Annotated in this window: 16 protein-coding genes; 9 read left to right on the top strand and 7 right to left on the bottom strand. The window is 69.6% G+C overall.

Annotated elements, in window-relative coordinates; genetic code table 11:
* Positions 1 to 124 precede the first annotated feature (124 nt).
* Together HR086_RS31785 and HR086_RS31780 are read right to left on the bottom strand one after the other, a co-directional pair.
* Positions 125 to 430 carry a hypothetical protein gene (locus HR086_RS31785; protein WP_246137682.1) on the bottom strand — a complete coding sequence of 102 codons (306 nt, stop codon included), beginning with the start codon at positions 428 to 430 and terminating at the stop codon, positions 125 to 127.
* Between the two features lie 198 nt (positions 431 to 628).
* Positions 629 to 982 (bottom strand): hypothetical protein, encoded by a 354-nt coding sequence (locus HR086_RS31780; RefSeq protein WP_174457224.1) that lies wholly within the window; start codon positions 980 to 982, stop codon positions 629 to 631.
* Between the two features lie 248 nt (positions 983 to 1,230).
* Here HR086_RS31780 and HR086_RS31775 point away from each other — a divergent pair, with 248 nt between their 5' ends.
* The 4 genes from HR086_RS31775 to HR086_RS31760 all read left to right on the top strand — a co-directional run bounded on the left by HR086_RS31775 (position 1,231) and on the right by HR086_RS31760 (position 6,738).
* A complete protein-coding gene (locus tag HR086_RS31775) occupies positions 1,231 to 2,367 on the top strand; it encodes a YcaO-like family protein (RefSeq protein WP_254626553.1) in 1,137 nt (378 codons plus the stop codon).
* Positions 2,364 to 3,542: a TfuA-like protein gene (locus tag HR086_RS31770; protein WP_141647577.1), complete on the top strand. Its 1,179-nt coding sequence runs from the start codon at positions 2,364 to 2,366 to the stop codon at positions 3,540 to 3,542. Before HR086_RS31775 ends, HR086_RS31770 begins: the two co-directional genes overlap by 4 nt.
* 273 nt (positions 3,543 to 3,815) lie before the next feature.
* Positions 3,816 to 5,849, top strand: coding sequence for a serine/threonine-protein kinase (locus HR086_RS31765; RefSeq protein ID WP_174467514.1), 2,034 nt, complete (start codon positions 3,816 to 3,818; stop codon positions 5,847 to 5,849).
* Positions 5,850 to 5,922: 73 nt separating this feature from the next.
* Positions 5,923 to 6,738 carry a DUF2381 family protein gene (locus HR086_RS31760; protein WP_174467513.1) on the top strand — a complete coding sequence of 272 codons (816 nt, stop codon included), beginning with the start codon at positions 5,923 to 5,925 and terminating at the stop codon, positions 6,736 to 6,738.
* A gap of 16 nt (positions 6,739 to 6,754) precedes the next feature.
* On the opposite strand, the gene HR086_RS31755 is transcribed toward HR086_RS31760, so the two are convergent.
* Positions 6,755 to 7,672 carry a type VI immunity family protein gene (locus HR086_RS31755; RefSeq protein ID WP_174467512.1) on the bottom strand — a complete coding sequence of 306 codons (918 nt, stop codon included), beginning with the start codon at positions 7,670 to 7,672 and terminating at the stop codon, positions 6,755 to 6,757.
* Entirely contained in the window at positions 7,669 to 8,466 is a 798-nt protein-coding gene (locus HR086_RS31750) for a hypothetical protein (RefSeq protein ID WP_174457220.1), read from the bottom strand. The genes HR086_RS31755 and HR086_RS31750 overlap by 4 nt, the downstream gene beginning before the upstream one ends.
* Before the next feature lie 103 nt (positions 8,467 to 8,569).
* On the opposite strand from HR086_RS31750, the gene HR086_RS31745 reads away from it, so the two are divergent.
* Complete coding sequence (locus tag HR086_RS31745; RefSeq protein ID WP_141647582.1) at positions 8,570 to 9,352, top strand: DNA methyltransferase; 783 nt, start codon at positions 8,570 to 8,572, stop codon at positions 9,350 to 9,352.
* Here the strand turns inward: HR086_RS31745 and HR086_RS31740 are convergent.
* Positions 9,331 to 9,969 (bottom strand): 2OG-Fe(II) oxygenase, encoded by a 639-nt coding sequence (locus tag HR086_RS31740; protein WP_141647583.1) that lies wholly within the window; start codon positions 9,967 to 9,969, stop codon positions 9,331 to 9,333. The two genes, HR086_RS31745 and HR086_RS31740, sit on opposite strands and share 22 nt — an antisense overlap.
* Positions 9,970 to 10,076: 107 nt before the next feature.
* Here HR086_RS31740 and HR086_RS31735 point away from each other — a divergent pair, with 107 nt between their 5' ends.
* The 3 genes from HR086_RS31735 to HR086_RS31725 all read left to right on the top strand — a co-directional run bounded on the left by HR086_RS31735 (position 10,077) and on the right by HR086_RS31725 (position 13,959).
* Complete coding sequence (locus HR086_RS31735; RefSeq protein ID WP_174461789.1) at positions 10,077 to 11,354, top strand: dicarboxylate/amino acid:cation symporter; 1,278 nt, start codon at positions 10,077 to 10,079, stop codon at positions 11,352 to 11,354.
* Between the two features lie 73 nt (positions 11,355 to 11,427).
* Positions 11,428 to 11,934: a peptidylprolyl isomerase gene (locus HR086_RS31730; protein WP_141647585.1), complete on the top strand. Its 507-nt coding sequence runs from the start codon at positions 11,428 to 11,430 to the stop codon at positions 11,932 to 11,934.
* A 123-nt stretch (positions 11,935 to 12,057) separates the two neighbouring features.
* Entirely contained in the window at positions 12,058 to 13,959 is a 1,902-nt protein-coding gene (locus HR086_RS31725) for an OPT family oligopeptide transporter (protein WP_174457217.1), read from the top strand.
* A gap of 64 nt (positions 13,960 to 14,023) precedes the next feature.
* Here HR086_RS31725 and HR086_RS31720 read toward each other — a convergent pair whose 3' ends face one another.
* Complete coding sequence (locus HR086_RS31720) at positions 14,024 to 14,929, bottom strand: flagellar motor protein MotB (RefSeq protein WP_174457216.1); 906 nt, start codon at positions 14,927 to 14,929, stop codon at positions 14,024 to 14,026.
* A 288-nt stretch (positions 14,930 to 15,217) separates the two neighbouring features.
* On the opposite strand from HR086_RS31720, the gene HR086_RS31715 reads away from it, so the two are divergent.
* Complete coding sequence (locus HR086_RS31715; RefSeq protein WP_174467511.1) at positions 15,218 to 17,674, top strand: ABC transporter permease; 2,457 nt, start codon at positions 15,218 to 15,220, stop codon at positions 17,672 to 17,674.
* A gap of 50 nt (positions 17,675 to 17,724) precedes the next feature.
* On the opposite strand, the gene HR086_RS31710 is transcribed toward HR086_RS31715, so the two are convergent.
* Positions 17,725 to 18,347, bottom strand: a 623-nt coding sequence (locus tag HR086_RS31710) for a fibrinogen-like YCDxxxxGGGW domain-containing protein (RefSeq protein WP_217442026.1), incomplete at its 5' end; no start/stop codon positions are given.

Here is an 18,347-nt window from a genome sequence, read left to right as displayed (position 1 = left end):
GCTCATGGTGCGGGTACATGCCTACCTCAACGCGCGGAATGCACAGCGCTCTGCCTGTCCATCCCTGCGCCGAGCCGACCTCAGGCGTGCCTCCTGACGTCGTGCGAGAATCGAGATCGTTGGTTTAGAAGCAATCCCCACAGGCGTAGTCGCCCGTAGGGCCCGCGTCGTAGAACTCCGTGCCCGACTGACAATACAGATGCAGGACGTTGTAGTGCCCGGGCCCGCCGTAGTTGCAGGGAGGCGCGTGGGCCGCCAGTCGCTTGCAGGCCCAGAGATAGACATCCGTGTAACCCGTGGGACAGCTCGGCGCGAGCGACTGCTCCTGTGAGGAATCAGCGGGTGCTGACTCCTCCGCCGCCACGCCACCGCAGCCCATCACCAGACTCGCCACCAGGAACGAGACACCCCTCAAAGGCACTCTTCGCACGTGACCTCCCGGAGAAGCATTCATGTCTGTACGGCGCCAGCATGATAGCGAATTCCGCGAAGAACATCCGACGGCGAGGAACGCCGCTGAGGGGCGTGTGTAGGCGCGGAGGTGATGAGGAGTGCCACTGATGGAGCTGTCGGAGCTGAGTGGCAGGCCGGGCGGAGGGACTGCTCCGCCCGGCGGCGAGTCAGACGGCTAGCAGTTCTGGACGCACGCCGAAACGCTCGAGGACGGGCGGCTCGTCGCGCTGCTCCCGCAGACGTACTGCTCGGTGCCGCACTCCTGGCGGTACTTCTGGGTGCCAGCCTGGTACTGCTTGCAGGCCCAGAACTTCCATCGGTACGTGCCGCCAGTGCAGGCGGGGTCCGAGTAGCCGCCCGCGCCCCAGTCACGACAATTGTTCTGGAACGTGCCCATGGCACACGCCCGTTGCTCCACGTCATCCACGACGACTTCTGCTTCTCGCGGCTCGGTCTCCGCGCCGCCGCAAGCGCTCACGCATGCCACCACCGCCCCCAGGAACAACGAACGCACGAAGTGCTTCGACATGGTTCGACTCCATCGGTTGTGTGTCAGCTCGCCGTCCACCGGATGTCTGCCCTGGCGAAGCCAGTCGCGTCCGGCGAGTGGGCGCCTTATCCCAGACGTCTTCATCCGCCAGGGATTAAGCGGAATTAAGTCCGATTAAGGCCCGGTCCGCCGCGGGTCTCCGCGCCGCCGCGGGTGACAGGGCTTCACGCGTCGCTGCTGACCGTTCCCGGCCGAAGTGCTATCCGCCGGGTGTGTCCTTCGAGCGAATGACGTCGTCCCGGCTGGCCCGGGCCATGGGGGTGACGCGGGTGGCGCGCGTCACCGGGCTGGACCGCACGGGTGTGGAGGTGGCGTGCGCGGTGCGCCCGGGCGGGCACGTGCTCCAGGTGTGCAACGGCAAGGGGCTCACCCCGGACGAGGCCGCGTGGGGCGCGCTGTTCGAGACCGCGGAGCTGTGGGCGGCGGAGACGGTGGTGCCAGGGCGGCTCACCTGGGGTTCTCGCGCCGAACTGGAGGGCCGGCTCGGGACGCTGTGGGGCGCGGACTCGCTGGGCTCGGCCGGTGCGCTCGTGGAACCCCGCCTGTGGGCAGACGGGGTGCGGTGTGCGTGGCGCGAGGCGACGGAGCTGGGCTCGGGCCAGGCGGTCTGGGTGCCCGCCCAAGGTGTCCATGTGACGCCCCCGGGAGGCCCCTCGCTGGGGCCGGTGGCGGCGGCATGGACGAGCAACGGCTCCGGCGCGCATCCGGAGGCGGCGCGAGCGCTGCTGCACGCGCTGCTGGAGGCCACTGAAAGAGATCAGCTCGCTCGGGTGTTTCCGGAGGGGTGGACCGAGGAGACCGTGCGGGGACGCATGCTGCGGACGGCGGAGCTGGAGAAGGCCGTGCCTCGGACGGCGGCGCTGGCCGAGCGTCTGAGGGAGCGTGGCTTCGCGGTGTACCTGTTCGATGCCACGCCATCCGCGCGCACGCCGGGCGCGGTGGGCCTGCCCGTGGGCGCGGCGGTCCTGGTGGACCAGGAGGAAGGGCCCGTGCCGCTCACGGCGGGATATGCGTGCGCGCTGGAGCGTGACACCGCGCTGCTTAAGGCCTTGCTGGAGGCGGCGCAGTCGCGCCTGACGGACATCCACGGCGCGCGCGAGGACGTGGCGTCGGTGGACCGACAGGCGGCTCGGGACTTCGCGGAGGCCTGCGCGGGAGTGCGCGCGCGGCGACGGGCGGGAGAGCTGCCGGACCAGGGCGCGGTGGCCAGGGGGCCGGCCGACGTGGCCGTGCGGCGGGTGCTGACGCGGTTGAAGCGCGCGGGGTTTGCTCGCGTGGCCTCGGTGGAGCTGGACGCGCCCGTGCCCGGCTTGCACGTGCGGCGGGTGGTGGTGCCGGGCATGCTCATCTCGGAGCTCCTATGAAGCGGCGCGCGGAGGAACTGGTGGTCTTCCTGGGGCCCTCGCTGCCCGCGGAGGAGGCGCGGAAGCTGGCCCCCTGCGTGGTGTTGCCCCCGGCCCGACAGGGCGATGTGTGGCGCGCGCTCGGTGCCAGGCCCCGTGCGATAGCGCTGGTGGATGGCGTCTTCGAGGCGCAGCCGTCGGTGTGGCACCACGAGCTGCTGGCCGCGCTGGAGGCGGGGGTGGCTGTCTTCGGCGGCTCCAGCATGGGCGCGCTGCGCGCGGTGGAGCTGGCGCCCCATGGCATGGTGGGCGTCGGGCGCATCTTCGAGTGGTATCGCGACGGCGTGATTTCCGACGACGCGGAGGTGGCGCTGCTGCACGCGGACTCGGAGCACGGCTGGAGGCCGCTCACCGTGCCGCTCGTCAACGTCCGGCATGTCGCGGAGCGGGCTCGGGAAGCGGGCGTGCTGAATGCGCGCCTGGCCCGGGGCCTGGTGGACGTGGCGAGCGCGTTCTTCTACCAGGAGCGCACGTGGTCCCGGTTGATGGAGCGCGCGCGGGAAGGGTGGTCGGAGGCCACACGGGACGCCTGGGAGCGCTGGTTCTCGAAGGGCGTGGAGGACTTGAAGCGACAGGACGCGCGGGCCTGCATCCTGGCCGCCGCGCAGTGGGTGGCTTCGCGAGCACCCTCCGTGCCGGGGACCCGGCGGTCCCCCTCGTCCCTGGTGCGGCGGCGACGCCTGGTGGAGGACGTGACCCGGCTCCCCGACGCCGTCGTGCCCTCGGGGCAGGTGCTGGAGGTGCTGAGCCAGGCCCCCGACGCGCGGGCGCTGGCGGAGGCGGGGCTGCGACGGGCGCTGCTCGCGGGTTGGGCCCGGACGATGGGGCTGTCACCCACGGCCGACGAGGTGGCGGAGGCGGAGGCCGGGTGGTGGCGCGAGCGCGCGGTGCCGGTGCGCAAGCGCGACGCGTGGCTGGTCTCGAATGGCCTGGATGCCGAGGGGCTGCGGGCGCTGTGCGAGGAGCTGGCGCTGGAGCGGCTGGTCCTGACGCAGTCGACGCGGCTGCTTCCGGATGGCCCGTCCTGGGAGGAGGCGCTGGCCTCCGAGTCCCGGCTGCGCGGGCGCTGGGCGGAGGCCGCGCTCACGGTGGCCGCGAGCGACGAGGTGGACGCGCTCGAGCACGACTCGGACTGAGCGGGGAGGATGGCCCGGAGCCAACGGGTGACGTTGGGTTCCCCGCGCCGGAGCCTACCCACCTGCCGGGTGGGAAAAATCGTGACAGTCCCTGAAGAAAGGCTAGGGTCAACCCTGGAGGTTACCCTTGCTCAACCCCGTTCCCTGGGTGGTCACCGAGCCCCTCGTTCCGCGGGGTGCCGCGCGCATTGAGGCGTGGGCGTCCGCGGGCTCCAGCGCGCATGGGCTGGGGAGTTTCGAGGAAGGCGGGACTTCGCGGGAGGGGTCGTCGCCGTGAGGTCTCCGCCGTTCCATCCGGACCAGCTCTCGCCGGGCAGCGTGGTGGGGCCTTGGAATGTGGTGGCCTCGCTGGGCGCGGGGGGCTTCGGCCGTGTGTTCAAGGTCGAGCGGGGAGGGCGCTTCTACACGATGAAGATGGCGCTGCGTCCCGCCGGGCCCCAGGTGTCCGAGGAGGAGGACGTCAATGGTCGGCTGTCGCACGAGGTGGCCACGCTCCTGGCCTGCGCGCCCCATCCGAACCTGCCGCGCGTCCACGCGGTGGACCGCTGGCCGGAGCCGCCCGAGGGCTACCTGTTCTTCGTCACCGACTTCATCGACGGAGAGACCTTCCATGAGTGGCGCTGGCGGGTGAAGCCGTCGGCGGCGCACCTCCTGTCCGTGTTCACGGAGGTGGTGCGCGCGGTGTCGGACCTGCACCGGCGCGGCCTGCACCACCGCGACGTGAAGGGCGACAACCTGCTCATCCGCCGCGAGGACGAGCGCCCGTTCCTCATCGACCTGGGCACGGTGCGGATGCCGGGCGCGACGACGCTGACGGTGGGCGTGGCGCCGGCCTCGCCGCACCTCTTGCCGCCCGAGTGCGTGGCCTTCCTGCGCGAGGGCCAGTGGGAGCAGGGCGCGCGGTTCGACGCGGGAATCCCCGGCGACCTCTATGCGCTGGGCGCGCTCCTGTACGAGTCGCTGACGGACGGCTACGCGTTCGACCCGAGGCTCCCGTACGACCGGCTCCTGCCGGCCATCGAGACGGTGACGCCCCGGGCTCCGCACGTCGTCAATCCCAAGGTGCCTCCCGCGCTGGGAGACATCGCGCTGCGGTTGTTGGCCAAGCGCCCCGAGGAGCGCTACGCGGGCACGGAGGCGCTGTTGCAGGCGCTCTGGGAGGTCGCGAAGGAGAAGCGGCAGCCGGCGTGGAAGGTGTCGCTGGACCGACCTCCGGACCCCGAGTCTCCTCGTGACGTGGAGGCCGACACGCCTCGGGTGCGCATGGTGCCCGAACTGGTGCGCTCGTCGGAGTCCCACCCGCACACGCCGGAGCCCGAGGAGTCGCGGCCACCTGAGGAGTCCGTCGCCGAAGCGCTCCTGGTCGCGCCGCTCGTCGAGGACTCGGTTGCCGCGGGCTCGGAAGTTGTCACCCCGGTGGAGTCACCGCGGGCCGAGCGGACCCCGGCGCGAAGGTCGCGCGGCTGGACGATTGGAGTCGGAGTCGTCGCGCTCCTCGTCATCTGCTTCGCGGCGGTGGGCCTTGCCCGCCGCGAGCCCTCCCCGAGTTCCATGCAGGCGGTCGTCCCCCCTCCACCCCCTGCTGAGAAAGGAAGTTCCGTCGTGACGAGTCGTCCCCCTCACACCCCTGTTACAGCCGCTTCTTCGTCGCCGCCTCGCGTTGTCGAGGTGACTCCCGAGGCTCCCTTGCAGGCGCCCGTCCTGAAGGTCGAGCGCGCCGTGGAGGCCACCAATGAGGTGTCACCCTCCGCGAGGAAGCGCTCATCCGTGAGCAGCACCCTCGGAAAGACAGCGGCGGTCGCATGCCTCGCGGGAGCTTGTGCCGGGGGGGCGCCTCAGGTCCGGACGACGTCTCCGGAACAGGAATGCCCGCAGTCGACCATCGAGGTCATGACGAAGATGGGCTGGAAGCTACCCAGCGTGGTGACCGACGGGAGACTCTGGCTCATCCCTCGCTTCGATGGGCGACGGCTGATACCGGTCCCGCCAGAAGGGCCCATCACCGCCTACGCCGCGGAGAAGCCCATCCTTGGCTATGGCGGTGTTGTGGACGATGCCGGAGATCCCATCGCCTTTCCCGTGGGCACCCGGTTCCAGGGCACTCTCTTCCATGGGAAGGAGCGCTACTTCGGTTGGTTCACGGAAGCCGAACTCCCCGATGGCAGGCGCGTCCCTTTGTGCCTCCAGATCACCTGGTACGGCCGTAAGGAATTGGGCGTCCCCTACGACCCGTCGAGCACCCCGGAGCTGAAGCTGACGGAGCCCCAGTTGACGGTCACCGCGACGAGATACCTGGGAAGGTTGTGATTTGCCTGCCGCGTCTTCAGTCCTCGTGGTCGCGTGGGGAATGATGGTCGCCCTGGGGGGGGAGTTGGCCCCCGTGCGTCGAATCGAAGTGGGAGCGGAGCCGCGTGTGCCTGCCCCCGAGATTCGCATCGCTCCGGGGCGCTCCACGACGTTCTTCTTCGACGCGCGCATCCTGCCGGACGAACTCTCCTTGGAGGGGCGTGAGCGCTTCCAGCGACTGGGAATCTCCGATGACCACCTCGCGCTCGTTCCGTCGAGTGCGCTCCGGGAGGGTGAGCGGCTGCGCCTGGGGCTGCGTTTTCGGGACGGCGCGGCGCCGGAGCAGGTGACGTTCGTGCTGGTGGTGGATGCGGTGCTGGGTGAACCCCAGGTGGAGGTCTATCGCCGTGCTCGTTCGGTGGAGTCCTACCGGCAGGAGGTGGAGGAGCTGAAGGGTCGTCTGTCGCAGGCCCGGTTCGAGTTGGACAGGCTCCAGTTGGAAGGTCGGTCGTCGGGAGGGGTCGAGTCGCTCGTGGCGGCGCTGGAGAACCCCGAGGAGCTCGCAGTCAGGCCTCTGACTCCCACGAAGGTGGTGGCCCATCCCGAGGTCAGTGTCTCGCAATCACGGTTCGTGACGCATCAGATGCGCTGGCGGGCGATTCGCGTGGATTTGCGAGCGCTGCCAGGGGGCGCGGGATGGGTGGCGACAGGGGCCTCGCTCACGGATGCGCGTGGGCGAAGCCACAAGGTCCTGTCCCACTGGCAGACGGCTCCCTTGCGTGAGGATGTGGCGCAGGCCCTGGTGGTCCGCGTGGACCACACCACCGACCTGGATCCGGGTCACTATGTGCTCAAGCTGTGGGACGCGAAGGGGCGCACGGTGACGCTGGAAGGGCTTTCGTTGAAGTGACTGCCCCGAGGCATTCTCAGTCGAGGAAGCGGCGCTCCCATCGAAGCTGCTCCTCGGGTGGGAAGTCTGGGTCGTAGAGCGTGTCCGAGTCGCGGTGGTAGAGCCACGGCTCCAGGATGCGGGCGAGTTCGCGATAGGCCGGTAGTGTCGCACCTCGTGTCGAGTCCCCCGCCTCGGGCCACGTTCCCAGGGAGACGACGGCACGCTCGCCATCCAACTCCAGTACCTGGGTTCCAGATGTCGAAAGTCGCGCGCGGAGTTTGCTTGCACCTCCGAGCGCGCTCAGCAGGGGTTGTCCCAAGAACGTCAGCCAGTGTGCCCCGCGTACCCGCGAGCCGATGTCCTGGCTGACGGAGTCGTCGATGATCTCCATACCGGGATAGCTGAAAGCCAGCTCACGCACGCGTTGGCGAACACCCATGAGGTCCAGCGGGGCGTTGAAACAGAGGCTCGCGTAGCCCGAGGTGAAAGGGAGCGATGCTGCGATTTCCAACGCCAGTTCACGGACACGCTCGGGGCCATGGCGTTCGAGATACTCCGTCGGCAGGCCGAAGGTAGCGACGCAGGACCGACCGATGGAATCACCTCTCGTGGTGACGTCCATCGGGACTCCTGAGTAACTGAAGGAGAACTCGGGAACGCCCTTGGAATCACTGATGAGGGTGACCTGGGGCCATTCGTCCTGAAGAAGGCTGCGCTGGATGTGCTCCCAGTCCGAGGGCTTCAGGGTCCTCCAATATCCTTCCGAGTCGGGCTGGAGGGTCAGCGTCTGTGGGGGCAGTGCTCGTTGGAAGCGCTCCAGCGCTTGAAGGATGGCGGGCCCGAGCCCTTCATGAGCGCGGTGGAAATAGAAGCAGAAGGTGAGTCCGTCGCGGAGGACGAGGTAGCCCTGCTCGTCCGACTCAATGCGAAGGTGAGGGAAGTGCTCGCTCATGGGAACATGCCTCTGGGCGTCACCAGTACGGGAGTCGTACCAAACGTCATTCGGTACGCGTCGCCCTGGTGCCGGGCCCGGAGTGGATTGCCTGGCGGCGACTGTCTCCATGCGGGGGGATTGGTGTCGGGGCAGGGGAACTTGAAATCGTAGACCCGCTGGACCTGAACCGGGTTGCCTGTGTGGAGGATGAGGTCGGGCACCACCGTTCCTTCCAGGGCCTTGCTCGCACCCGCGCGCAGGAGGTCCAGTTCTTTTTGATGGGTGACCAGCTCCGGCTCTTGGGAACGAGTCCCTCTCCGGTAGCGCTGCTCACGCAGGAAGCGGGCGGGAAGGCTCTGTCCGAGAGCTGCTTCGGCACAGTCGAGCGCGAGTGCGTGCTTCTTGCGTCCCAGCATCATCGCGCCCGTGACGGGATTCTCCTTCGTCCCGCCCACGACCTTTTCACAGTCGGCACGGGTCGGGCTCCGCCCTCCAAACTCCTCGCGGTTCACCTCGGCGTCAGCCCTCCTCGCGCAGTCGATGAGGCGTTCGCGGATCCCTGTCTCGACGAGAGTCTCGATTTCCATCCACGATTTACCCGCCGCGGATACCTGCGCGGCCCGTACGGCGAGCGGAACGATGCGCTCCTGCCCCGCCGTCGCGGCGCAGTAGGCGGGGTTCTGCTCGCAGGCGGACGTCGCCGAGTCGAGGGCCTGGGCATAGGTGCCGGACCGTCCCTGCCTGGCTGGCCCGGAGGCTCCGCATCCCAGCATGAGGAGCAGCCATGGGACCGTCGTACCCGGACGCAGCATTCGGAGACCCCTCCCGTACCGGCTTCGCATGCTACCTGGAGGCGGGGCCCACACGTCGGGCCTTGAGCCTCGCTGCCCTCCGTGTAGGGTGCCGTCCCGGACGATGACTTCCCCGCTCCCTTCCGACGCCCTCCGCTGCATCCGCGCCGACTCTCGCGAGCCCGAGGGCTACCGCGCCGCCCTGGGCGACCGCCGCGCCTCGCTCCTGCTCACCGACCCTCCCTATTGCCTGCTCACCCGGCGTCGCAAGGGCGGCGACCTGAGAGACCCACGCGCCCACAAGAAGATCGACCAGAACCCCATCGTCCGCTTCGAGACTGTGCGCGACTACCGCGCCTTCTCCGAGGCCTGGCTCTCCCGCGCCCTGGCCCACCTCACCCCGGACGCCCCCCTCGTCATCTGGACCAACCTGCTCGGCAAGGAGCCCATCGTCACCGCCGCCAGGGCCCTGGGCTATCCCCACCTGCGCGGCGAATTCACCTGGGGCAAGCGCACCACCGACAAGAACGCCAACGAGCAGACCCTGCGCGTCTACGAGGTGGCCCTCGTCATCGCCCGCACCCCCGAGCCCGTGCTCGCCCCCGGTGACATGCCCACCGTCTGGGCCGTCGTCGGCGGCTATGACGATGACGGCGACGCCGCGCGCTGGGGCAGCCACCCCCACCACAAGCCCTTCTCCGTCGTCGAGCCGCTCGTGCGCACGTACAGCCGCCCCGGCGACACCGTGCTGGACCCCTTCGCCGGAAGTGGCTCGATGCCCGCCGCCGCCCTGCGTCTGGGCCGCCAGCCCGCGTGCCTGGAAATCGAGCCCGAGTGGGCCGAACGAGTCACCCACCGTCTGCGCGAGACGGCCGCCGCCTTCCCTCAGCCCCCCAGCGCCCGGTAGAGCCGCGTCTCCGACCAGCGCGGCACGTCCGTGGGCCGGTGTCCCCACCAGTTCATCACCAGTGTGCGCCTCAGCCGCGAGCGCCCCGGCAGCTTCCCCTCCGGAATCTGGTTCTCCGCGTCCAGCACCCCGTGCGTCAGCGTGCCGTCGAACAGCACCAGCCGGTTGGGGCGCGGCGTCACCAGGTCCGCGGTGTCCATGCGCGAGGGCGCGAGCGACGGATTCGCCTCGTCCGGCTTCTCTCGCGTCACCACCAGCGCTCCGCCGCGCACCCGGTTGAGGAACAACACGCTGCTGATGCGCGGATGCACCAGCTTCCCCGTGCGCAGCGCGAGCTTCTCGTCCCGGTCCTGGTGGAAGTCCACGCGCACGTCCGTCGGATACATCCTCGACAGCCACCACTCCACCCCGGCGATGCGCCGCTTCCCGGCGACCTGGGGCCGCAAGCTGGAGATGACGTCCTCCACCACGTTGGTCGGTGGCCCGAAGTCGTACCAGAACGTCGTCTGGTAGGTGTCCTTCAGTCGCTCGCGGCCGAGCACGCCCAGCCGCCGCAACAGGCGCCGGAAGAGGGGAGGGGACACGGCGCCTTCAGTGAGCTGGACGAGGGTTTCCACGGGAGACCGCAGCTTTGTCCCATGCGAAGGGTGGGCGCCACCTTCCTTTGCCGGTAGGCTGCGCGCCCCATTGCCCTCCTGCCGGAGGCACGCGGAGAGGCTGCTCGATGAAGGCTCACCACAAGATGCTCATCGGCATCGTCACCGGCACGGTGGCGGGACTCGCCGCCAACGCGCTCGCCGGCGGTGCCCCCTGGCTGGACTGGACCGTCACCAACGTGGCGTCCCCCGTGGGGCAGATCTTCATCCGCCTGCTGCTCATGCTCGTGGTGCCGCTGCTCTTCGCCGCGCTCGTCATGGGCGTCGCGGAGCTCGACCTGAAGCAGGTGGGCCGCCTGGGCGTCCGCACGCTGGGCTACACCGTCGTCCTGTCCACCATCTCCGTCCTCATCGGCCTGGTGCTCGTCAACCTCATCCAGCCCGGCGTGGGCCTCAGCGAAGAGGCCCTCGCGCTCGCTCGAAGCGGCACTCAAATCAAGGCGGCGCCGCCCCCGTCCGACACGTCCTTCGGCGCGGTGCTGATGTCCATGGTGCCCACCAACCCCCTGAAGGCCGCGGCCGACGGAGACATGATTGGCCTCATCGTCTTCTCGCTCATCTTCGGACTGGGCGTGGCCCTCACCCCCGGCGAGCCCGTGCGGCACCTGCGCGACACCATCCAGGGCCTCTACGACGTGATGATGAAGCTCATCGACGGGGTGCTGAAATTGGCGCCCTTCGGCGTGGCCGCGCTGCTGTTCGCCATGACGGCGAAGCTGGGCCTGGGCATCCTCGGACAGCTCGCCGCGTACGTGGGCACGGTGCTGCTCGCGCTCGCCATCCACATGTTCATCGTCTACTCGCTGTCGGTGCGCTTCCTCGGGGGCCGCAACCCCATCGAGTTCTTCCGCGACAGCCGCCTGGCCATCGTCACCGCCTTCTCCACGTCCTCCTCCAGCGCCACGCTGCCCACCGCGCTCAAGGTCGCCGAGGAGAACCTCAAGCTTCCGCCCAACGTGTCGCGCTTCGTGCTGACCGCCGGCTCGGCGATGAACCAGAACGGCACCGCGCTCTTCGAGGGCGTCACCGTGCTCTTCCTCGCGCAGGTATACGGCGTGCCCCTGGACCTGCGGCAGCAGGCGCTCATCATGTTCATCTGCATCCTGGCCGGCATCGGCACCGCCGGCGTGCCCGCGGGCTCCATCCCGGTCATCGCGATGATTCTGGGCATGTTCAAGATTCCGGTGGAGGGCCTGGGGCTCGTCCTCGGCGTGGACCGCTTCCTGGACATGTGCCGCACCACACTCAACGTCACCGGGGACCTGGCCGCCGCCGTGTACGTGGCGCGCGGGGAACCGCCTGCCCGCACGGACGTCGAGCGAGCGACAGGCCCCACTGCCTCCTGACGCCGGGCATAAACCGTCCCCATCCTTCCCACCGGTAAACCGTCTCACCGCCTCACCCGACATAGGAGCCCGCATGAGGGTCACCAAGGATTCGATTGTTTCGCTGGAGTACCGGCTGCACCTCGGTGACGGACAGGTCATCGACCAGAGCGCGCCGGATCAGCCGCTCGCCTACCTGCACGGGCATCGCCAAATCGTCCCAGGCCTGGAGGGCGCCCTGGAGGGCCTGGGGCAGGGCGACAGCAAGCAGGTGGTGGTGCAGCCCGCCCAGGGGTACGGCGAGCATGACCCCGAGGGCGTGCGCGTCGTCCCGCGCTCCATGCTGCCCCCTGGCTTCAACCCGCAGCCCGGCCAGACGCTGATGGCCCAGACGGAGCAGGGCGACATCCCGCTGCGCATCCAGGAAGTGCGGGGCGACGACATCGTCATCGACCTGAACCACCCGCTCGCCGGCAAGACGCTCCACTTCGACGTCACGGTGAAGGACATCCGCCAGGCGTCCTCGGAAGAGCTCTCCCATGGCCACGTCCACGGGGCCGGTGGGCACGACCACGGGGCCGGTGGGCACGACCACGCCTGATCTCGGGGCGTGACGCCGTGCGGCGACACGGAGGGGCGGGGCAGGAATGCCTCGCCCCTTTCGCTTGCCTGCCGGAGTGAATGCTTCGTCGGGGAAGGGGCGTGCACTATCTTTGCCGCCCCAATGAGCCAGTCCCCCCCTCAACAGACTCCGAGCCCCAGTGGGCTTCGCCTCCAGCCCACCGACCCGCACGCAGGCGAGCCGGGTGCTTCCGCGACGCAGGACCCGGAGCTGTACTGGCTGAAGAATGTCTACCAGGGGGGCTCGCGCCAGCTCACCGTGCGCGCCGTCATCGCGGGCATGTTGATTGGCGCGGTGATGTGCCTGTCCAACCTGTACGTCATCCTCAAGACGGGCTGGAGCCTGGGCGTCACGATTACGGCGTGCATCCTGGCCTTCGCGGTGTTCGGCACGCTGCGCTCGCTCAGGCTGTTGAAGAACGACTTCACGGCGCTGGAGAACAACGCCATGGGCTCGGTGGCGTCGGCCGCTGGCTACATGACGGGCGGTGGCAACATGGCCGCCGTCCCCGCGCTGCTGATGCTCACCGGAGCGCTGCCTCCGTCGGGCTGGCTGGTGGTGTGGTTCGCCGTCATCTCCGCGCTGGGCGTCTTCGCGGCCATCCCCATCAAGCGCCAGCTCATCAACATCGAGGCGCTGCCGTTCCCCACCGGCACGGCCACCGCGGAGACCATCCGCGCCCTGCACGGGCATGGCGAGGTGGCCCGCCGCAAGTCCAAGCTCCTGGCGGGCGCGGGCTTCATCGGCGCACTGCTGGTGCTGCTCCGCGATGCTCGCTTCACGTGGCTCACCAACATCCCGGACAAGGTGAGCATGCCGTTCACCATCCTGGGCAAGAAGGCCTCCGCGTGGACGCTGTCGTTCGACTTCAGCCTGCTGCTGGTGGGCGCCGGCGCGCTGGTGAGCTTCCGCACGGGCTGGTCCATGCTGCTGGGCGCGGTGCTGACGTACGGCTTCCTCGCGCCCGCCATGGTCACCCAGGGTGCCATTCCAGAAGTGACGTACCGGGCCATCAACACGTGGATGGTGTGGACGGGCTCGGCGGTGCTGGTGTCCTCGGGCCTGTTGGCCTTCGCCTTCCAGTGGCGCAGCGTGGCGCGCTCCTTCAAGGCGCTGTCGGGCCTGTTCGGTCGCAAGAGCTCCAAGGAGGAGGAAGCGGACCCGCTGGCGGGCATCGAGTGTCCTCCGTCCTGGTTCCCCCTGGGCTTCGCGGTGCTGGGCCCCATCGCCATCTTCCTGATGGCCTACCTCTTCCAGATTCCGTGGTGGGCGGGCGTGCTGGCCATGCCGTTGGCCGTCGTCATGGGCGTCATCGCCAGCCGCGTCACGGGTGAGACGGACACCACGCCGACGAAGGCGCTGGGGCCCGTCACGCAGCTCATCTTCGGAGGCCTGGCGCCGGGCAACATCCCCGCCAACGTGATGAGCGCCAACGCCACCGGTGGCGTGGGGCTCCACGCGGCGGACCTGCTGACGGACCTCAAGTCCGGGTGGCTTCTGGGCGCCAACCCTCGCCAGCAGTTCGTCGCGCAGTTGTTCGGCGTGGTGGCTGGCGCGGCGGTGGTGGTGCCGGTGTTCAACATCCTCATCCCCAGCCCGGACGTGCTTGGTTCGGCCGAGTTCCCCGCGCCCGCCACCATGGTGTGGGCCGGCGTGTCGAAGCTGCTCGCCACGGGCGTGTCGGCGATGCCCGTCACCGCGCGCTGGGGCGCCCTGTGTGGCGGAACGCTCGGCATCGTCCTCGTCCTGCTGGAGCGGTGGGCGCCGGCGAAGCTGAAGGGCTACGTGCCGTCACCCGCGGGCTTCGGGCTGGCCATCGTCATCCCCGGCTCCAGCTCCATCGCCTTCTTCCTGGGCTCCGCCATCGCCGAGGTGATGCGTCGCAAGGCGCCGAAGCTCGCGGAGGAGACCGTGCTGCCCGTGTCCTCGGGCTTCATCGCGGGAGAGAGCCTGTTGGGCATCGGCATCGCGATGGCGAAGGCCTTCGGGGTGATGCCCAAGTAGGCAGCAGCGGCGCCTCGCATCGAATCCCCAACAGGGGAGAGCGAGGCGCCCTCACGACTCGCCGTCAGTCCACCCGGCCGGTGGAGAACGAAGCCCCGGCCAGGAAGCGGAACGTGGGCGTGTCCAGGCCCGCGCCGACACCCGGGCCGCCCATGACGTAGAGGTCCATCCAGGACGTGGTGTGGCGGCGGATGGCCACCATCAGCTCCGCGCCCGTGCGGCCTCCCTGGAGCGGCACGCCGAGCAGCAGGCTCACCTCGCCGCGCGTCAGCTCTCCGGCGCGCGACGTCACCGTGCCGGCCAGCCGCAGCTCGTTGCCGATGACGTCCGCGGACTCGGCGGACAGCGCCACCAGGTTCTTCTTCTCGCGCAGGAAGACGCCCACCTCGGCGCCCACCTGCCACGTCTCCGCGAGGAAGCCGAGCTGGAGGCTGGGGTGCACCGCGTAGGTGTCGCGCGCCAGCAGCTCCTTGCTTCCCACCGGCAGGGCGGCGGAGACGTCCACGGCGAGCTGGAAGCCGAAGTCCGGACGCACCAGCGCGGCGCGAGCGCCCAGCCACGGCGAGCCCAGTCCCTGACCCTCCGGCGGGTTCACGTTCATGAAGGTGGTGCCGCCCTGGGTGACGATGAAGGGCACCTCCGCGTCCACCTGGAGCCAGTCCAGCACGCCGATGGCGGCCGTCACGTCCATGGTGAACTTGTTCTCCACCAGGCCCATGCCGCCGCCCGGCTCCCAGCGCGTCTGGAAGTGGAAGGGGAGCTGCTCGTAGTGCCCTTGTACGGCCACTCGCACCATGCCCGCGGGCAGCGTGCGGCCAGTGCTGACAACGAGCGAGCCGAGGCCTGCCGGGTCCAGCTCCAACCGTTGCAGGTTGAAGGTGGGCAGAGCGGCCGACTGCGCGGAGGCGGGCAGGGCCAGGACGACAGAGAACAGCGCCGACAGCAACGCAACCGCGGGCCGGAACGACACGACGACTCCTTCAGCAGTCATTGAAATGGCAGCTCACTCGAACAGAGGACCCCAAACGCGAAGCACTCGCATGGCGGAGGGGGGCGCGCAAGTGGACCTCCAAGTCACCCCTCTCCGGAAAGTATCGAGGCGTCGCCCCATGGAACGGCTTGACGGAAGTCTCATCCGGATTCTCCCTGGCTTGCCGTGAAGTCATTGCCTTGTCCCACGCGTGGGAAAACAGACACCCGGTGCAATGGCTGACGGGGGCGCCGCGTAGGGTCCATGTCCCCCACCAGGAGCCTTTTCGTGGCCATCCTCCTCGAGGATCTCCGCTACGCCGTCCGGCTGTTGCTCAAGAGCCGGGGCTTCACCGTTGTCTCCATTCTCACGCTCGCCCTGGCCATTGGTGCGAACACGGCCATCTTCAGCGTGGTTCACGGAGTGTTGCTGCGGCCGCTGCCGTACCCGGAGCCCGAGCAGCTGGTGCAGGTGTTTCGCCAGGATGAGGACGGGCGGGCGACCTCGCAGGCCATCGCGCAATACGTCTGGCTGTCGACGGAGGGCTCGCCCTTCTCCCAGGTCGCCGCGTCGGAGCTGCTGCCCACGGGCTTCAACGTCATGGGGGATGGGCTCCCGGAGCGCCTGTCCGGCATGCGGGTGACGGGGAACTTCTTCGAGACGTTTGGCGTGCGGCCCGCGCTGGGGCGCGGCTTCCTGCCGGAAGAGGACGTGGTGGGCGGGCCTCGGGTGGTGGTGCTCAGCCATGGGTTGTGGCAGCGGCGCTTCGGAGGCGCTCCCGACATCATCGGCCGCTCGTTCACGCTCAACGACCAGCCCTACACGGTGGTGGGCGTGGCGGCGGAGTCCTTCCAGCATCCTCGGCAGGCGCAGCTGTGGACACCGCTCCAACTGGACCTGACGAACACCGATGACTCCAACTTCCTCTACGTCGTTGGCAGGGTGCGCGCGGGGCTGTCGCCGGAGGGCGTCAGCGCGGCCCTGAAGACGCTGTCCGAGCGGCTGCGCGCGGACACGCCGCACCTGCTGCGTGGGCGGGAGATGTTCGTCGCGGAGGACCTGCGGACGTTCCTGGCGGGAGACCTGCGGCTGGCGCTCTGGGTGCTGCTGGGAGCGGTGGGACTGGTGTTGCTCATCGCGTGTGTGAACCTGGCCAACCTCCAACTGGCGAGGGCGGCGGCGCGACAGCGGGAGCTGGTGGTGCGCGCGGCGCTGGGGGCTCCGGCCCGGCGGCTGGTGGGGCAGCTCATGACGGAGAGCCTGTTGTTGTCCGTGGTCGGCGGTGGACTGGGCGTGGTGCTGGCCTCGGCGGTGCTGCCCGCGCTCCTGGCCCTGGCGCCCCCGGAGCTGTCCGTGCCGGGCGCGGCGGTGGGCTTGAATGGCGTGGTGCTGGTGTTCTCCGTGGGCGTGTCGCTGCTGACGGGAGTGCTCTTCGGGCTATTGCCCGCGTGGCAGGCGTCGCGGCCGGACCTCCAGGATGCGCTGAGGCAAGGGGCGCAGCGGGCGACGTCGGGGCCTGGGGGCGGCAGGACGCGCAAGCTGCTGGTGGTGGGGCAGGTGGCGCTCGCGGTGGTGTTGCTCACGGGGGCCGCGCTGCTCATCCGGGGCTTTGGCGCGCTCCAGGTCGTCCGCCCCGGCTTCGATGCGAGCGACGTGCACGTGCTTCGCCTGTCGCTTCCGGAGGGGCGCTATGGCGAGCGAGAGGCCCTGGAGCGCTTCCACCGCCAGGTGGAGGAGCGGGTGCGGGCGCTGCCGGGCGTGACGGCGGTCGGCTTCACGCCCGCCCTGCCGATGGAGCTGGGGCCCAGCATGGGCTTCGCCATCGACGGCAAGTTCGAGGGCCGCCTGGACGGCCCTGGCGTGGGGTTTGGCCAGTATCGGCCCGTGTCGCCGGGGTACTTCGGTGCCCTGGGGCTGGAGCTGGTGCGAGGCAGGTTGCTTGCGGACACGGACGTGGCGGGGGCTCCCCATGTCGTGGTCATCAACGAGACGGCCGCGCGCAAGTACTGGCCGGGCGAGGACGTCATCGGCAAGAGCTTGCGTGTGGCCTACACGGTGCCGTCGCTGCAGGACACCGTGCCGCGCGTCATCGTGGGCGTGGTTCGCGACGTGCGCGAGAACGGGTTGGACCGGGAATCGCCCGCGGTGTTGTACGTGGCCTCGGGGCAGGTGGCCCCGACGCTCAACGGGATGCTGGTGCGCATGCTGCCGCAGAACCTCCTGGTGCGAGCCTCCGGAGGGCACGCGGCGCTGGTGGCGTCCGTGCAACGCGAGCTGTGGGCGGTGGACGCGCGGCAGCCGGTGACGGAGTCACTGAAGCTGGGAGACCACGTGACGCGCACGCTGGGCTCCGAGCGCTTCAACATGGTGCTGCTGGGTATGATGGCGGCGCTAGCGCTCGGGCTGGCCGCGGTGGGCATCTACGGGGTGCTGTCCTATCTGGTGAGTCAGCGCACGCGGGAGATGGGCGTGAGGCTGGCGCTGGGGGCCACGCGCGGCGAGGTGGTGCGGCTGGTGTTCCTCCAGGGCCTGGGCTCGGTGGGCGCGGGCGTGGCGCTGGGCTTCGTGGGCGCGCTGGGCCTGACGCGGGTGGTCTCGGGGATGGTGCACGGCGTCAGCGCGCTGGACCCATGGGCCTTCGTCACCGCGCCGCTGGTGCTGCTCACCGTGGGCCTCGTCGCCACGTGGCTGCCGGCCCTGAGGGCCTCGCGCGTGGACCCCATCATCGCGCTCAAGTACGACTGATGAGCGGAGGGACGGGCCCACGCGCGAGGTCTGCGTGGGCCCCGCGCCTGTCAGCGGATGGCGAAGCCCCAGGTGTAGGGCGTGCTCCGGTAGCGGCAGGTGGTGCCGTCGCTCCAGGCCCAGGTGGAGTCGAGCCGCCCTCCCGCGCAGTACTCGCCCGCGTAGTCCGCCAGGTGCCCTCTTGCCCGGCCCTCGTGGTCATTGTCGCAGGCAATCTCGAGGTAGACGCCGCCTCGCCAGCTGAAGCCCACGCAGCCCATCATGATTTCCGAGCTGGCCGGGCCGTAGGTGCCCTGCTTGAAGGCGATGCCCGGTGTGCCGATGGCCATGTTGACCGCGGTGTGGTTCCACGTCTGGGCCGGGTAGGCCTGGACGAAGCCTTCGCCAAAGGTGCGGTTGAAGACGCGAATCTCGGTGAAGGGAACGCACGCGAGTCCGCGAGACCAGTCCTCGCTTCCCACCGTGCCACGCGAGGTGAGCCCCAGGCTCGTCCTGGCCGAGGCCGCCTGCCAGCCGGCGACGGTCCACCCGCCTCCCTCCGAACTCATGTCGCAGTAGTGCTGCGTGGCGCCGGTGTCACAGGGGTTCAGCGCGTACACGCCGCTGGGCAGGGCGGGGCAGTACTGGTGCAGCAGTCGGCACGAGGCGGGCGCGGCGGTGGGGGACTCGGGGC

The organism is Myxococcus sp. CA039A (assembly GCF_013336645.1).
GTDB lineage: Bacteria > Myxococcota > Myxococcia > Myxococcales > Myxococcaceae > Myxococcus > Myxococcus llanfairpwllgwyngyllgogerychwyrndrobwllllantysiliogogogochensis.
This window is presented reverse-complemented; position numbering and strand designations above follow the sequence as displayed.

Coding starts and splice junctions, on each gene's coding strand:
- HR086_RS31770 (WP_141647577.1), top strand. CDS start 2,364: ATGAAGCGGCGCGCGGAGGAACTGGTGGTCTTCCTGGGGCCCTCGCTG.
- HR086_RS31735 (WP_174461789.1), top strand. CDS start 10,077: ATGAAGGCTCACCACAAGATGCTCATCGGCATCGTCACCGGCACGGTG.
- HR086_RS31745 (WP_141647582.1), top strand. CDS start 8,570: ATGACTTCCCCGCTCCCTTCCGACGCCCTCCGCTGCATCCGCGCCGAC.
- HR086_RS31725 (WP_174457217.1), top strand. CDS start 12,058: ATGAGCCAGTCCCCCCCTCAACAGACTCCGAGCCCCAGTGGGCTTCGC.
- HR086_RS31775 (WP_254626553.1), top strand. CDS start 1,231: ATGACGTCGTCCCGGCTGGCCCGGGCCATGGGGGTGACGCGGGTGGCG.
- HR086_RS31750 (WP_174457220.1), bottom strand. CDS start 8,466: ATGCTGCGTCCGGGTACGACGGTCCCATGGCTGCTCCTCATGCTGGGA.
- HR086_RS31755 (WP_174467512.1), bottom strand. CDS start 7,672: ATGAGCGAGCACTTCCCTCACCTTCGCATTGAGTCGGACGAGCAGGGC.
- HR086_RS31780 (WP_174457224.1), bottom strand. CDS start 982: ATGTCGAAGCACTTCGTGCGTTCGTTGTTCCTGGGGGCGGTGGTGGCA.
- HR086_RS31730 (WP_141647585.1), top strand. CDS start 11,428: ATGAGGGTCACCAAGGATTCGATTGTTTCGCTGGAGTACCGGCTGCAC.